Raw genomic sequence first — 14,655 nt, forward strand, 5'->3', positions numbered from 1 at the left:
CTCACTCAGGCGAGGGTGGCAACGGGAAAGAGGTAGTGGTCTACCAGCATCACCACAAACAGGGCCATCAGGTAAATAATTGAGTATTTGAAGGTTTCCATGGGCGCATTCGGGTTGCGGTCGCGCAGCAACTCAATGGCCCAGTAGAGGAAACCGCCACCGAGCACGATCGCACCGAGCAGATACAGCGGGCCGCTCATCCGGGTGACGAAGGGGAGGAGGGTGATGGCAAACATCATCAGGGTATACAGCAGGATGTGTACCTTGGTGAATTTGACGCCGTGAGTCACCGGCAGCATGGGGATATCCACCGCCGCGTATTCCTCCCGGCGATGAATGGCCAGGGCCCAGAAATGCGGCGGTGTCCAGGCGAAGATGATCAGCACCAGCAGCAGGGCGTGACCGTGGATCTCACCGGTCACCGCAGTCCAGCCCAGCAGGGGAGGGGCCGCACCGGCGAGGCCGCCAATCACAATATTCTGGGGCGTGGCCCGCTTCAGGAACATCGTATAAACGAAGGCGTAGCCCACCAGTGAAGCCAGCGTCAGCCAGGCGGTCAGCGGGTTGATCCATATGATCAGGATGGCCATTCCGACGCCGCCCAGCAGGGTGGCGAACAGCACCGCACCGCGAGTGCTTACCCGGCCCTTGGCCACCGGCCGGTTGCGGGTCCGGGCCATCTGCTGGTCAACCCGCTGATCGACGAGGTGGTTGACCGCCGCCGCCGCACCGGCGCACAGGGCGATACCGAGATTACCCAACACAAGAACCCGCAGGGGCACCATGCCGGGCACGGCCATGAACATGCCGATCACCGAGGTCAGGATCATCAGCAGGACCACATTGGGCTTGGTCAGCTCCTTGTAGTCCCGCCAGGTGGCTTTGGGAGTGGCTATTGCGCTGGTTTGAGACATATCAAAAGTCAGTTGCTGGAGTTCTTCAGCAGGAATTTCAGGTCGGCAATGACATCCTTGTAACTGACGCTGTCGTCATAGGACATCATTATCCAGCCCGCCGGGTCCACCAGATACCAGGTATCCGGGGCCTCTGCGCGCTCCGGAAACAGGGCCTGCAGGTTTGCACTGCTCCCCTGCAGGGGCAGTAGTTTGCCGTGCTCCTGTGCCATGTAGCTGGGGAAGTCCTCCGCCAGCGGGTGGTCGTCACTCAGGCGCTCCACCGCCAGCCGGGTCTCCGCCAGGGGGGTATCACCCAGATAGAAGCGGCGGACGCGATTGTACTCCTTGCCCAGCGCCAGGTGTATCTGGCGTGTCAGGTAAAGCAGGTGTTCACAATCGCTGTCACAGCGATTGCCCGGGTTGGCGACGACGAAGGTCCACTGTGGCTCCTCACCGAAAAACTCGAACTCCTCTCCCGTCCGGGTGAGCAGGCCGGTTTCCGCCAGCTGTCGGGGAGGCTGCACCAGGCTGCCGCGATTGGCGGTTCCCAGTGCCCCCACGATATCGAGGTCTCCCCGGACCACAAAGAACCACAGCCAGGTCGCCGCCAGGATCATGGTCACCGGCAAGCCGGCGATCAGCAGCAGGATAAGACGGCTGTTGTTGTTGCCGGCGCCTGCTTCCGGGTTGCTCTCACTACTTTGCACGTATCAATTCTCCATTGGCTCGCGCCTGCGCAACCACTGCCAGAGGTTGGAGCTGCGCAGGACGAACAGTATCAACAGGGCTAGCGCCATGCAGAACCACTGCACCGCATAGCCGATATGCTTGGCCGGGCTGATATTGACCAGCGGCCAGTCGGCCATCAGCGCAGCCGGTTCCGTGCTCTCGATACGCACGGTCCAGGGGAAAAGGCTGACACCCAGACGCTGGCCCAGCACCTCAGCCGCCTCTTCCTCCATGGATTGCAGAACGATGGGCCAGTCACCCGTCAGTTGCTGCTCCCCCAGCAAATAGGCTTCGCCCGGCGCCACATAGATGGCGCCGTGAATTCGCTGTGTGCCCGCTGGCTGGACGACCCCGGGCAGGGAACGGCGAGCCGGATCGCCCGCTACCCAGCCGCGGTTCACCCAGACCGCGCGCTCGCCATCCGGCAGGCGGAGCAGGGCGATAACTTCGTAGCCAAACTGCCCCTGGTGTATCCGGTTGTCCAGCAGGAGGTAGTGATCCGGGTCGAATTCGCCGGTTAGCAGTGCCGGCCGATAGGCCAGCTGGTCGGGCGACAGACCCCACAGCTGCTCCAGCGGCGCGGGGGCCTGGGCCTGGCGCTCGGCGAACATCGCTGCCAGTTCGCGCTTTTCCTCGGCCCGCTGCAGTTGCCAGAAGCCCAGGCTGACCAGCACCGGCAACAGCACGAGCGTAAACAGCGTGGTGCGCCACTCCAGATCCAGGCGCAGGGGCTGCCTCGCCATCAGGCGCCACCCGCCAGCAGTGAGGTGGCGGCTGGTTTATACTGCACGGCCAATTGAGAGGAACGGAACATTGCTGAAAATCGCGATTATGCTGCTGATGGTGGCGCTGGTAGTAAGCCTGGGCAGCGGCTTTTATTTTCTGATGGTGGACCAGGGTGACCGCAGAAAACGCCGGCTGTTTCACTCACTGGGAGTACGGCTGGCACTGGCGATAAGCCTCGCCACCCTGATTGTCTTCGGCGTTGCCACCGGGCAACTGGGACACCGCAACCCCTGGGATGCAGGCCCGGCGCCCGCCGCGGCCCAACAGCCGCCGGCAGCATCTGAATCCGCGCCCCCGGAGCCGGCGGCATCCGGGGACACGAGAGACTGATTACAGAATGTAAACAAACAGGAACAGGAACACCCACACCACGTCCACAAAGTGCCAGTACCAGCTGGACGCCTCGAAACCGAAGTGGTCGTCGGCAGTAAAGTGGCCGTACTTGACCGAACGAATCCACTGGATCAACAGCATCGTCATGCCCATCATCACGTGGAAACCGTGGAAGCCGGTGAGCATGAAGAACGTTGAACCATAGATACCGGAGTTCAGGGTCAGCCCGTAGTGACCGTAGGCCTCGTAGTATTCCAGCGCCTGCAGGCCGACAAAGGTGATGCCCAGCAGCACCGTCAGGCCCAGCCAGATATTGAATTTCTTCTTGTTGCCATCCAGCAGGCCCAGGTGGGCAATGTGCACGGTAACACTGGAAGACAGCAGGATGATGGTGTTCCACAGAGGCAGCCAGGCGTACCAGGCTGAAGCCTCGGAAAAGGCCATGCTCTTGTGGTAGCTGTGGAATTCGCCGTTATTGGCAATCAACTGGCTGCCGGCACCGCCTACGGCTTCCTGCGGGGTGGTGGCCATTGGCCAGCTGTACTGGAAGCCCTCCCACAGCAGGCTGTTCATGCGCCCGGCTTCGCCCTCGCCGGACAACCAGGGGCCGACCAGGGTGCGAACGTAAAACAGGGTGCCGAAGAAGGCAAAGAAGAACATCACCTCGGAAAAGATGAACCAGAACATCCCCAGCACATAGGACTTCTTGAGCTGGGCACTGTTCATGCCAGCGATATTTTCCCGGATGGTAATGCGGAACCAGCTGAACAGGGTTCCGGCAAAGAACAACAGGCCAACCCAGAGGATGGTCCAGGAACCTTCACCATCGCCGAAGGTCATCTCGTTCAGACCGTGCGAAGCCCCGAAAATGCTGAGAATCAGGCCGATGGTGGCAAACACCGCCAGCTTGCTCTTCTCCGGTACGTAGTACTTTTCGTACTCGGTGGTGGATGTCTCTGTAGTCATTATTAGTTCTCCATTGAACTCACACCGGCCCCAACCGGTGATCTCAGCGGGTCGCTACTGCGGCCCCCGCCATATCAGTCACATCAAATATCGTATACGAGAGCGTAATGGTGTGGATATCCCGCGGCAGATCCCGGTCGACGATAAACACCAGAGGCATTTCGGCGCTGGACTCTCCCGCCAGAGGCTGCTGGTTGAAACAGAAGCACTCGGTTTTGTGAAAATACCCCGCGGCACGGCTGGGCGACACACTGGGAATCGCCTGTGCCACCATGTCCTTCGGCAGGGGGTTGAAGGCGTAAAACACCGTGTCGTTGGAGGCACCCGGGTGCACTTTCATCACCGTCTTGCCGGGCGAGAACTCCCAGGGCATGCCCTCGTTGTTGGTCGCCACAAACTGGATGGTGACCGTGCGCTCTTCATCCACGCCGGACTGCACCGCGGTGTAGGCCTGCCCCGACGTCTTGCCGTTGATGCCCAGGGCATCACAGAGCACGTTGTACAGGGGCACCATCACCACGAACACAAAGGCGAACATGCACGCCGCTACCGCCACCAGCTTGATGGCGGTATCGATCGCGGGGTTCGCACTTATGCGTATCACAGCCTGCTATCTCCTCAGGAGTGTGCGTGCACCGGGTCGATCTTCGGCGGCGTCTCGAAGGTGTGGTAGGGCGCCGGGGTCGGTACCGTCCACTCCAGGCCTTCCGCGCCGTCCCAGACTTTTTCGTCGGAGGTGGGCTTGCCGGCCACGATGGTCGCGATCACGTTGTACAGGAACAGGATCTGCGAGGAACCGTAGATGAAGGCGCCGATACTGGACATCATGTTGAAGTCCGTGAACTGCAGGGCGTAATCCGGAATCCGCCGCGGCATACCTGCCAGACCCACAAAGTGCTGCGGGAAGAAGGTCAGGTTGAAGCCGATGAAAGAGATCCAGAAATGGGTTTTGCCCATGGTCTCGTTGTACATACGGCCACACCACTTGGGCAGCCAGTAGTACACCGCCGCGGTCATGGAGAACACCGCACCGGCCACCATCACATAGTGGAAGTGAGCCACCACGAAGTAGCTGTCGTGGTACTGGAAGTCAGCGGGAGCGATGGACAGCATCAGGCCGGTGAAACCGCCGATAGTGAACAGCACCAGGAAACCCAGGGAGAACAGCATCGGGGTTTCGAAGGTCAGGGCGCCGCGCCACATGGTGGAGATCCAGTTGAACACCTTCACCCCGGTGGGCACCGCGATCAGCATGGTGGCGTACATGAAGAACAACTCACCGGCGATCGGCATACCCACCGTGTACATGTGGTGAGCCCACACGATGAACGACAGGAAAGCGATGGACGCGGTGGCGTAGACCATGGAGTCGTAACCAAACAGCGGCTTGCGCGAGAAGGCCGGGATAATCTGCGACACCACACCGAACGCCGGCAGGATGATGATGTACACCTCCGGGTGACCGAAGAACCAGAACACGTGCTGGAACAGCACCGGGTCACCGCCGCCGGCGGCGGAGAAGAAACTGGTGCCGAAGTGCACGTCCATCAGCATCATCGTCACCGCCCCGGCGAGTACCGGCATCACCGCCACCAGCAGGAAGGCGGTAATCAGCCAGGTCCACACGAACAGCGGCATCTTCATGTAGGTCATACCCGGGGCCCGCAGGTTCATCACCGTGGCGATGATGTTGATCGAGCCCATGATGGAGGAAATCCCCAGCACGTGGATACAGAAGATGAAGATAGTGACCGAGGGCGGCGCGTAGGTGGTGGACAGGGGAGCGTAGAACGTCCAACCCGCCTGGGGAGCGCCGCCTTCCATGAACAGGGTGCTGGCCAGCAGCAGGAAGGCCGGCGGCAGAATCCAGAAGCTCCAGTTGTTCATCCGCGGCAGCGCCATGTCCGGCGCCCCGATCATCATCGGGATCATCCAGTTGGCCAGCCCCACGAAGGAGGGCATGATCGCGCCGAATACCATCACCAGCCCGTGCAGGGTGGTCATCTGGTTGAAGAACAGCGGGTCAACCAGTTGCATGCCGGGCTGGAACAGCTCGGCGCGGATGATCATGGCGAAAGATCCGCCCAGGATGAACATGGCGAATGAGAACCACAGGTACATGGTTCCGATGTCTTTGTGGTTGGTGGTAAAGAGCCACCGGGAAAGGCCCTTGGCAGGACCGTGATGATGATCTCCCATCGTTATCTCCTCCAATTAGCCTTTCTTGTGATTGAACACGTCAATCGGCTGCACCATGTCACCCATGTTGTTGCCGAACGCGTTGCGTTGATAGGTAATGACGGCCGCCATATCGACATCGTTCAGCTGGCCGCCAAAGGCCTGCATTGCGGTGCCGGGTACGCCGTTGATACCCACCTCGAGGTGGCCGGACAGATCGCCGGTGGCGATCGGGCTGCCGGCAATGGGCTTGCCGAGACCGCCTTCGCCGCCGGCGCCGTGACAGGCCGCACAGGAGCGGTCGTAAACGCCCTTGCCGCGCTCCATCAGCTCATCCAGGGTGAAGGACTGGGCCATCAGCTTCTTGATTTCAGCCGCTTCGGCCTGCTTCTCGCCGATCCAGGTGGCGTATTCTTCCTTGCTCACCACGTTCACCACGATGGGCATAAAGCCGTGGTCTTTACCACAGAGCTCGGCGCACTGGCCGCGGTACACGCCCTCTTCGGTAGCGTGAGTCCAGGTTTCGTTGATAAACCCGGGGATGGCATCTTTCTTGACGGCAAGTTCCGGCACCCACCAGGCGTGGATCACGTCATTGGCGGTGACCAGGAAGCGCACCTTGGTATCCACGGGGATCACCAGGGGCTCATCCACTTCCAGCAGGTAGTGCTCGCCTTTCTCCTCAGTGTTGTAGATTTCACCCTGGGGAGTGCGAAGGTTACTGAAGAACTGGACGTTGTCGCCAGTCTCGTTCAGGTACTCGTATTTCCACTTCCACTGGTACCCGGTGATCAGGACGTCCATTTCGGCGTCCTCGAAATCGTAGATTTCCAGCAGAGTGGAGGTGGCGGGGACGGCCATCGCAACCAGGATGAAAAAGGGCACAACGGTCCAGGCAATCTCGACCTTGGTGCTTTCGTGGAAGGTGGCTGGCGTTACGCCGCGGGATTTGCGGTGGTAGTAGATGGAGTAGAACATTACCCCGAAAACCAGCACGCCGATAATCACGCAGATCCAGAAGATGGTCATGTGCAGGTCAAAAATACTCTGACCCACGCTGGTGGCACCCGGTGACATATTGACTTCGTTCACCTTGGAAGCCGCGGCAGCGGTTCCGGCGCACAACAGGCCGACAAGCATCAGCACGGGACCAAGCGCCAGGGCACCAAGCCGCTTCGCTCTCAAGAACATTTACCGTGTCTCCATTATTTATATCGGTTATTGTCCCCCCAGCCAGCCCGCCCCGTCGCCCGGATAAGGCACCCTTGAATCAATACCGCAGCCGCCGAAACCGGGCCACCGGTCATGAAAAAGAGTGTTTAATCAGGAAACGTATGAACGTACCAGCTGACACACGCCTGCCCCTGCGACCAATTGTCGCGGCGAGCAGACCGCCCGAGTATAACCAAACAATCCGGCAAAACCTACACGGTGCGAGCCCCTCAGGGTGCAGACAGCACCGCCGCGAGCCCCGGGCGAGGGTGCGCTGAGCGTCTCGCGAGGCCCACGGACCACCATATATGCCCATCCTGACCCGACTGGACCGCAAAATCTGGGGAATTGCCGGACCGGCAATGCTGTCCAATATTTCTATCCCCCTGTTGGGCCTTGCCGACGCCGCCATTCTCGGTCACCTGGACAGTCATGTTTACCTCGGCGCGGTGGCCATAGGCGGGGCGCTACTTTCCTTCCTGTACTGGGGCTTCGGATTCCTGCGGATGGGCACCACGGGGTTGGTCGCCCGGGCCGAAGGGGCGGGAAACACGGAGGAGGGCGTCGTTGTGCTGGCTCGCTCGACCGTACTGGCACTGGGGATTGCCGCCCTGATCATCTGCCTGCACCCCCTGCTACTCGGCGTCGGCTTCGCACTGATGAATCCGGCGCCGGAGATTCTGCCCCTGGCCGAGAGTTACGCCCGCCTCCGCCTGTTCAGCGCACCCGCGGTTCTCACCACCTACGCCGTGGTGGGCTGGTGCATCGGCCGCCAGGACACCCGCCGGCCGCTGCTGATCGTGGTCACCACCAACATCCTGAACATCCTGCTCGACTTCGTGCTGGTATTGGGCATGGGAATGAACAGTGATGGCGCGGCCCTCGCCACCGTCATCGCAGAATACTGCGGCCTGGCACTGGCCCTGTGGCTGGTGTGGCGGGCTCACCCGACGCCGGCCTGGGGAAGGTTGGGGGCGCAATTGCGGCGCGTCGGAGGCTACCGCGCACTCCTGCGTAGCAACTGGCACCTGTTTATCCGCACCATTTGCCTGCTCGCCGCCTTTGCTTTCTTCACCGCCGCCGGCGACAAACTGGGCGCCGACATTCTGGCGGCCAACGCACTGATGCTGCAGCTGTTGATGTTCTGCGCCCACGCGCTCGACGGCTTTGCCTTTGCTGCCGAGGGCCTGTCGGGGCAGTTGCTGGGGGCCGACGACAGCGCCGGTTTTCGCGCTTCCGTGGCGCGCTGTGCCCGCTGGTGCGGGTTCACCGCGGTGGGGCTCACCCTGATGTTACTGGCGGGTTGGGGCGTTTTACCGGCGTGGCTCACCAGCCTGCCCGCGGTGCGCGCTGCAATGACTGCTCACTGGCCCTGGCTGCTGCTGATGCCGCTGGCGGCCGGTCCCAGCTACCTGCTCGATGGGGTATTTATCGGTACCGCCGAAACTCGGCCGATGATGGTATCCATGCTGTTGAGCACCCTGCTGGTTTACCTGCCTCTGTGGTTTCTTACCCGCGGTTGGGGCAATCACGGTCTGTGGCTGGCTTTTGTCGCCTTCAACGCAGCCCGCGGGGCCACCCTTTATCCAGCCTGGTACCGGCGCTGGGGACGGGGAAGGCGGCAAGCTCAGTGATGGTTGTCCGACTCCGGGTCAGCCCGGTCGTCCTGCCGCGGGTCCACCAGCCGCACCGCCTCGGTGGGGGCGTCGCTGCGCCGGACCGGACGATTCACCCGGGTGCGGGGTTCCTGCGGCGGCACGGCATCGGACCGGGTGGGGCCGGCATCGGGTCGCGCCTCGCTGAAACCGCAACTGACACATTCGCGCTGATCGGTCCTGGTATCGACCACAATGGTGTCCATGGCGCTACAGCGCGGGCACACGGCTCCAGCAATGAATCGGCGACGGTGGCTGTTGGACATGGATGGACCTCGGAGCGGGCGGAGCTGGCAGGGTGAATTCAGGCGGGCTATTGTAGCAGTTTTGCCGGAGCAGACCGCGATGAAACACTACACCACAACCAGCCTGCGCAGCTTTCGCGGCCAGCAGCCCAAGCTGGGAGAACGCGTGCTGATAGACCCCAGCGCCGTGGTCCTGGGCGATGTCGAGCTGGGGGATGACGTCTCCGTCTGGCCCCAGGCATCGGTGCGCGGCGACATGCACCGCATTCGGGTAGGAGCCCGGACCAGCATCCAGGACGGCTGCGTACTGCACATCACTCACTCCGGCCCCTACAACCCGGAAGGCTGGCCCCTGCTGATCGGCGAGGACGTCACCATTGGCCACAATGCCACGCTACACGGCTGCACCGTAGGTAACCGGGTACTGGTGGGGATGGGTGCGACCGTCATGGACGGCGCGGTGGTGGAGGACGAAGTCGTCATTGCTGCAGGCGCCCTCGTCACCCCCGGCAAGCAGCTGCGCAGCGGCTATCTCTACGCCGGCAGCCCGGCCCGGGAAATGCGCCCCCTGTCAGATGGGGAGCGGGATTATTTCTGCTACAGCGCGAACAACTATGTACAACTCAAGGAGCAGCACCTGGCAGAGCTGGAAGCCTGAGATCAGGCAGCGGCCAAGCTGTTGCGGAGCTGGTTGATCACCGGACCGGTGGCGGGGCGCACCTTGCGCCAGAGATAGAATGATTCCGCCGCCTGCTCCACCAGCATGCCCAGGCCGTCCGCTACCGCCCAGGCGGTGTTCAGGGCCGCCCAGCGCATGAAGACTGTGGGCTCGGCGCCATAAACCATGTCATAGCAGCAGCTGCGGGCAGTCAGCAGGCTGCCGGGCAGGTCGGGCATCTCACCCTGCAGACTTGCGCTGGTGGCATTGATGACCAGATCGAACTCGCGATCGGCGAGCAGTTCGTAGCCTCCGCCGTCAATCGCGCCCAACTCCCCGAACTCTGTGGCCAGCTCGCGGGCCTTGTCGGCAGTACGATTGACGATGGTGAGCGAGCGGGGTTTCTCGCGCAGCAGGGGCTCCAGCACACCGCGCACCGCCCCCCCGGCACCCAGAATCAGGATGCGCTGGCCCTGCAGGGACCAGCCGAGATTGGCGACCATGTCGCGCACCAGACCGACACCGTCAGTGTTGTCGCCCAACAGGCTACCGTCCTCGGCCAGCAGTAGCGTATTCACGGCACCGGCCCGCTGGGCACGGATACTGCACTTGTCGGCCAGTTCGAACGCCCGCTGCTTGAACGGCACGGTGACGTTGAGACCACATCCGCCGCCGTCAAAGAAACTCTTCACCGAGCGCTCGAAGGCATCCAGTTCCACCCGCACCGCCCGGTACTGCAGGTCCTGTTCGCACTGCTCGGCGAACGCAGCGTGAATGACCGGTGACTTGCTCTGCTTGATGGGGTTGCCGAAAACGGCGTACTTGTCGGTGTTACTCATTTGCTTCTTCCGGTTCAGGCCGGCTGCAGCCAGTCTCGTGACTGCAGGTAATACTCGGTCAACTCCGCTTCCGGGCTACCCGGCTCGGGCTGGTAGTTGTACTCCCAGCGCACCAGGGGTGGCAGCGACATCAGAATAGCTTCGGTGCGGCCGTCGGATTGCAAACCAAACAGTGTTCCCCTGTCAAACACCAGGTTGAATTCGACGTAACGTCCACGGCGATACAACTGGAACTGACGCTCGCGCTCGCCCCAGTCGCATGACTTGCGCCGCTGCACGATGGGGAGGTAGGCCGGGAGATAGGAGTCGCCCACAGCGCGCATGAAACCGAAGCAGGTATCGAAGTCCCAGCGGTTGAGGTCGTCAAAGAACAGGCCGCCGACACCGCGGGGCTCGTGGCGGTGCTTGAGGTAAAAATAGTCGTCACACCACTGCTTGAATTCGGGATAGACCTCGCGGCCAAAGGGCTGACAGGCCTCGAAAGCTACCCGGTGCCAGTGTTCGCAGTCATCGGAATTGCCGTAGTAGGGCGTCAGGTCGTAACCACCCCCAAACCACCACACCGGCTCTTCGCCTTCTTTTTCCGCCACGAACAGGCGCACGTTGGCGTGGGAGGTTGGCACATAGGGATTGCGCGGATGAATCACCAGTGACACGCCCATGGCCTGAAAACTGCGCCCCGCCAGCTCCGGGCGTGCCGCGGTTGCGGAGGGTGGCAGGCCGGCGCCGAAGACATGGGAGAAATTAACCCCGGCCTTCTCGAACACCGCGCCGTCAGCGAGCACCCGGCTGCGGCCTCCACCGCCGGCCTCGCGCTGCCATTCGTCGGTAATAAAGTCTGCTGTACCGTCCTCGGCAGCCAGTGCCTCGCAGATGCGATCCTGCAGGCCGAGAAGGTAGCTTTTGACGGCGTCAATATCCATGGAGTCTTACCGCTGGGTGCTTCAGGCGGGGCATTATACGCACGCCCCGCACTCAGGTTCGAATAATTTGGTCGGTGAGCAGGTCGCGAATCACACTCGGGCGCGCTGCGCCGCCCACCGCACCGGGTACCAGTGCATCGAGCTCTGCGCCAAAATAGCGCTGGACCTGAAAGGCCGAACGGGGCGCCTGACAGCCCGTACGGTTGGCCGACGTCGATACCAGCGGCCCGTTCCAGGCCGTGCACAGTGCCGCCATCGCCGGATGGGCAGTCACTCTCACCGCGACGGAGTCACGGCCGCCGTGAATCCACGGAGGCACCAGGCCGCGGTGGGGGATCAACCAGGTAGTGGGGCCAGGCCAGGACAGGGCCAACTTGCTGCGCTGGGCCTCGCTCAGGCCTTCCAGGAGGGCGGCCACCTGGTCGGTGCTGCTGGCTACGAGGATCACGCCCTTGCTGACCGGCCGCTGCTTGAGTGCCAGCAGGCGCTCGACAGCATCGGGATTATCCGGGTCACAACTCAGGCCCCAAACGGCCTCCGTAGGACAGGCTACTACGCCACCCGCGGCAAGGGCGCGAACGGCTTCCTGCAAGCGCAGGGGAATGCTGGGCATCAGTCTGGCAGTGCGATCTGGGTGACTTGGGGTTGCTGGCAGAGTAACCCGGCGTAGGCAACAAATGGCTTGCACATGGCGATTCTCCGCTGAACCGTGGGTGTGGCCCCGTCGCCGGGGTGAGTGCGCGCGAAAATGTAACCAAAAGGGGCACTCGATGGCAAGGCACCACCCGCTCACGCCCATCGATCACACCCGACTGTAACCCGCACCCGCACGCCGCACCCGGCCTTCCAGTTCCAGCCCGGACAGGCGTGCCAACACTCTCGCCAGGGGCAGACCGCTATCCACCACCAATTCCTCCGCCGTGGCCGCGCCATCGCCAATCAATATCAGCAGCGGGTCTTCCTCGGCCGGCGCACGGTCCTCCCCGGAGGATGTCCCACCAACATGCCAGTGACTGTGCAGGGAGCCGCAGGCCAGCAGTGCCAGTTCGCCGAGCAGATCCTCCGGCCCCTGAATCAGGGCGGCACCATCGCGCAACAGGCGCAGGCACCCGGCGCCACCCGGATGAAAGATGGACCATGGCAAGGTGAACACTTCACGCCCCTGCTCCAGGGCCGTGCCCGCGGTAATGAGCGACCCGCTGGGCAGGGCGGCCTCCACTACCAGCACCGCTGGCGCGAGACCGCTGACGATCCGATTGCGGCGGGGAAAATGTTCTGGCAAAGGACCACACCCCGGAGCGAACTCGGTGATCAACGCCCCCTGCCGAACCAGCGCTTCGCCGAGATCACGGTGGCGCCTGGGGTAGACCTGCTCGATACCGGTGGCCATCACGCCCACGCTGCTGCCCCCCGCCTCCAGGGCCGCCCGATGGGCGGCGCCGTCTATCCCTAACGCGAGGCCGCTGGTAACTGTCCAGCCGGCGACCGCAGCGGCGCGGGACAGCTCAGCCGCAGCGCGCAATGCGTCGTGACTGGCCCGTCGGGCGCCGACAATCGCAAGCTGCGGCCGCGACAGGGCAGCCACATCGCCCCGGCAGTACAGCAGTGGCGGCGGATCGTAAATACGTTGCAGCAGGGCAGGGTAGTCGCCGTCCACAACCGTCAGGAGCCGCGCCTCGCAAGCGAGGAGGGCGGCGAGTTGGCGCTCGGTGTCGAAGCGCGGATCGGGACTGCGACGGCTGTCCCGCAGCCGCAGAAAGGCCTCGGGCAGGTCGCGGGGTACGGTCGGCAGCTGCCAACGGGCGGGGTCGGAACCCCACAGGTTGTCGATACCGCCAAACTGGCGCAACAGCCGGTACAGGCGACGCGCAGACAGACCTGGCAGCGCCTGCAGCAGCAGGGCGCGCCTGAGGGTTTCAACATCCATAACCGTCTTCCCTGATGGTTGCTGGTGTTGCAGTTGCAAGCTTCGGGCAGCGCGCGGACCACCTTGTCCTGCGCTACCCGGGCCCCGGTCCAGACCGGCGGGTTTACCCCGCTGTCACGCCCGGTTGTGCAGAAAGAGGTCCGGGGTCAGGGATTCTTGACCTTGTCGCCCACTTTCAGAGGATGAGCAGCCTTGAGCACGATGGCGTAGCTGGCCTTCTCGGCGGTCTCGAACACCATCGCCAGGCCGGCACGCACGTCGGGCAGGCGCACGTTGTTGCGCGCCACCTCGTCGAACACCAGTTCGCCGGCCTGATAGATGGCCAGGACATCACCAATGCGCATACCCTCGCGTTGGCCGCGGTTGATGACCACGATGTCGGTGGTGCCGATCTGGGTCACGCCGCCATCCACGGCGATCATGTAACCATCGACGATTTCGTGCTCGGGAGCCCGGGGGTAGAAAGTCGCGTCCAGGACCCGCTCCTCGTTGGGCAACAGGCGATCGGCGATTCGCACTTCCTCGGTAACCCGGGTCACTTCCAGTTCGGTCACTTCATCGCGGTTGCTGCTGAGCAGGCGCGCGCTGCCGATATCCTGGCCCTGATAGCCGAGCAGCTCATTGGTAATTGGGTCCCGGTAGGCCTCACCGGCGCGATAGATGCCATAGGCGCGCTCACCGTCGGGGAAGGGGCCCCGGCCGAACACCCGGTCTCCGGGGGCGCTGATCAGGTGGCCCTGGGCACCGGCAACCACGTAGGCGGAATTATTCAGCTCGTCCGCGTCCATGATCCGGTGGCGCTTGAGGAAGGCCCCGATCTGGTCCAGCGGGATCGCGGGAATCGCCAGGTCCAGGGGACTGACGTGCATATTGGGAGAGAGCTTCATGTCGCCGCGCCGGACGCGCAGGCGGGGCTGGCCATCAATCCAGACCAGGTAGAGCTCGTCGCCGGGATAAATCAGGTGGGGGTTGTCGATCTGCGGGTTGACGTCCCACAGTTTCGGCCACAGCCATGGCTCCCGCAGGTACACGCCGGAGATATCCCAGAGCGTGTCTCCCTTTTTGACAATGTAGACCTCCGGCACATCGTCGTTGAGCTCTACCGCCTGCAGCGCGCCGCCAAACAACAGCGCTGCCATCAACAGCAGTCCCGAAAGTACCCTAGTTCTCATTCTTCTGTCCCTGCCCTGGCCTTGTTATTCTCCGCCCCACTTACACCCTACTTCGCAGCATAGCAGCCTGACTGCCGCTTACTGCAACGGGTTTCGTCCAATTCGGCCAAATAGCCGATCCCCATAGTGCCCCTCG

16 protein-coding genes are annotated in these 14,655 nt (G+C 62.7%); 3 read left to right on the top strand and 13 right to left on the bottom strand.

Features of this window, described 5'->3' with window-relative positions; genetic code table 11:
* Positions 1-5 precede the first annotated feature (5 nt).
* The 3 genes from cyoE to FV139_RS08590 are packed head-to-tail and all read right to left on the bottom strand — an operon-like array spanning position 6 to position 2,368.
* Positions 6-914, bottom strand: a complete 909-nt coding sequence (gene cyoE, locus FV139_RS08580) for a heme o synthase (protein WP_148068034.1) — start codon at positions 912-914, stop codon at positions 6-8.
* Between the two features lie 8 nt (positions 915-922).
* A complete protein-coding gene (locus FV139_RS08585; RefSeq protein WP_148068035.1) occupies positions 923-1,603 on the bottom strand; it encodes a hypothetical protein in 681 nt (226 codons plus the stop codon).
* Positions 1,604-1,606: 3 nt separating this feature from the next.
* Positions 1,607-2,368 (bottom strand): SURF1 family protein, encoded by a 762-nt coding sequence (locus FV139_RS08590; protein ID WP_148068036.1) that lies wholly within the window; start codon positions 2,366-2,368, stop codon positions 1,607-1,609.
* 70 nt (positions 2,369-2,438) lie between these two features.
* Between FV139_RS08590 and FV139_RS08595 the strand changes: the two genes are divergently transcribed.
* Positions 2,439-2,741, top strand: coding sequence for a DUF2909 domain-containing protein (locus FV139_RS08595; RefSeq protein ID WP_213004072.1), 303 nt, complete (start codon positions 2,439-2,441; stop codon positions 2,739-2,741).
* On the opposite strand, the gene FV139_RS08600 is transcribed toward FV139_RS08595, so the two are convergent.
* From FV139_RS08600 to coxB, 4 genes are read right to left on the bottom strand one after another with little or no spacing between them, the layout of a single operon-like run.
* Positions 2,742-3,710, bottom strand: a complete 969-nt coding sequence (locus FV139_RS08600) for a cytochrome c oxidase subunit 3 (protein ID WP_148068037.1) — start codon at positions 3,708-3,710, stop codon at positions 2,742-2,744.
* A gap of 43 nt (positions 3,711-3,753) precedes the next feature.
* Complete coding sequence (locus FV139_RS08605) at positions 3,754-4,314, bottom strand: cytochrome c oxidase assembly protein (RefSeq protein WP_148068038.1); 561 nt, start codon at positions 4,312-4,314, stop codon at positions 3,754-3,756.
* Between the two features lie 14 nt (positions 4,315-4,328).
* On the bottom strand, positions 4,329-5,909 hold the full coding sequence (gene ctaD, locus FV139_RS08610; RefSeq protein WP_148068039.1) for a cytochrome c oxidase subunit I: 1,581 nt from the start codon (positions 5,907-5,909) through the stop codon (positions 4,329-4,331).
* Positions 5,910-5,924: 15 nt separating this feature from the next.
* Entirely contained in the window at positions 5,925-7,079 is a 1,155-nt protein-coding gene (coxB, locus tag FV139_RS08615; protein WP_148068040.1) for a cytochrome c oxidase subunit II, read from the bottom strand.
* Positions 7,080-7,408: 329 nt separating this feature from the next.
* Here coxB and FV139_RS08620 point away from each other — a divergent pair, with 329 nt between their 5' ends.
* Positions 7,409-8,734 (top strand): MATE family efflux transporter, encoded by a 1,326-nt coding sequence (locus tag FV139_RS08620; protein ID WP_148068041.1) that lies wholly within the window; start codon positions 7,409-7,411, stop codon positions 8,732-8,734.
* Here FV139_RS08620 and FV139_RS08625 read toward each other — a convergent pair.
* Positions 8,728-9,021 (bottom strand): YheV family putative zinc ribbon protein, encoded by a 294-nt coding sequence (locus FV139_RS08625; protein WP_148068042.1) that lies wholly within the window; start codon positions 9,019-9,021, stop codon positions 8,728-8,730. The genes FV139_RS08620 and FV139_RS08625 overlap by 7 nt on opposite strands.
* Before the next feature lie 79 nt (positions 9,022-9,100).
* Between FV139_RS08625 and FV139_RS08630 the strand changes: the two genes are divergently transcribed.
* On the top strand, positions 9,101-9,658 hold the full coding sequence (locus tag FV139_RS08630) for a gamma carbonic anhydrase family protein (protein ID WP_148068043.1): 558 nt from the start codon (positions 9,101-9,103) through the stop codon (positions 9,656-9,658).
* Between the two features lie 2 nt (positions 9,659-9,660).
* Here FV139_RS08630 and aroE read toward each other — a convergent pair whose 3' ends face one another.
* From aroE to FV139_RS08655, 5 genes are all read right to left on the bottom strand, one after another.
* On the bottom strand, positions 9,661-10,497 hold the full coding sequence (gene aroE, locus FV139_RS08635) for a shikimate dehydrogenase (protein ID WP_148068044.1): 837 nt from the start codon (positions 10,495-10,497) through the stop codon (positions 9,661-9,663).
* 14 nt (positions 10,498-10,511) lie between these two features.
* Positions 10,512-11,420, bottom strand: a complete 909-nt coding sequence (gene hemF, locus FV139_RS08640) for an oxygen-dependent coproporphyrinogen oxidase (RefSeq protein ID WP_148068045.1) — start codon at positions 11,418-11,420, stop codon at positions 10,512-10,514.
* A 52-nt stretch (positions 11,421-11,472) separates the two neighbouring features.
* Positions 11,473-12,033, bottom strand: coding sequence for an L-threonylcarbamoyladenylate synthase (locus tag FV139_RS08645; protein WP_148068046.1), 561 nt, complete (start codon positions 12,031-12,033; stop codon positions 11,473-11,475).
* Between the two features lie 189 nt (positions 12,034-12,222).
* Entirely contained in the window at positions 12,223-13,347 is a 1,125-nt protein-coding gene (gene dprA / locus FV139_RS08650; RefSeq protein WP_148068047.1) for a DNA-processing protein DprA, read from the bottom strand.
* A 146-nt stretch (positions 13,348-13,493) separates the two neighbouring features.
* Positions 13,494-14,519: a LysM peptidoglycan-binding domain-containing protein gene (locus tag FV139_RS08655; protein ID WP_148068048.1), complete on the bottom strand. Its 1,026-nt coding sequence runs from the start codon at positions 14,517-14,519 to the stop codon at positions 13,494-13,496.
* Positions 14,520-14,655 lie beyond the last annotated feature (136 nt).

Source organism: Parahaliea maris (genome assembly GCF_008064665.1).
Taxonomy (GTDB): domain Bacteria; phylum Pseudomonadota; class Gammaproteobacteria; order Pseudomonadales; family Halieaceae; genus Parahaliea; species Parahaliea maris.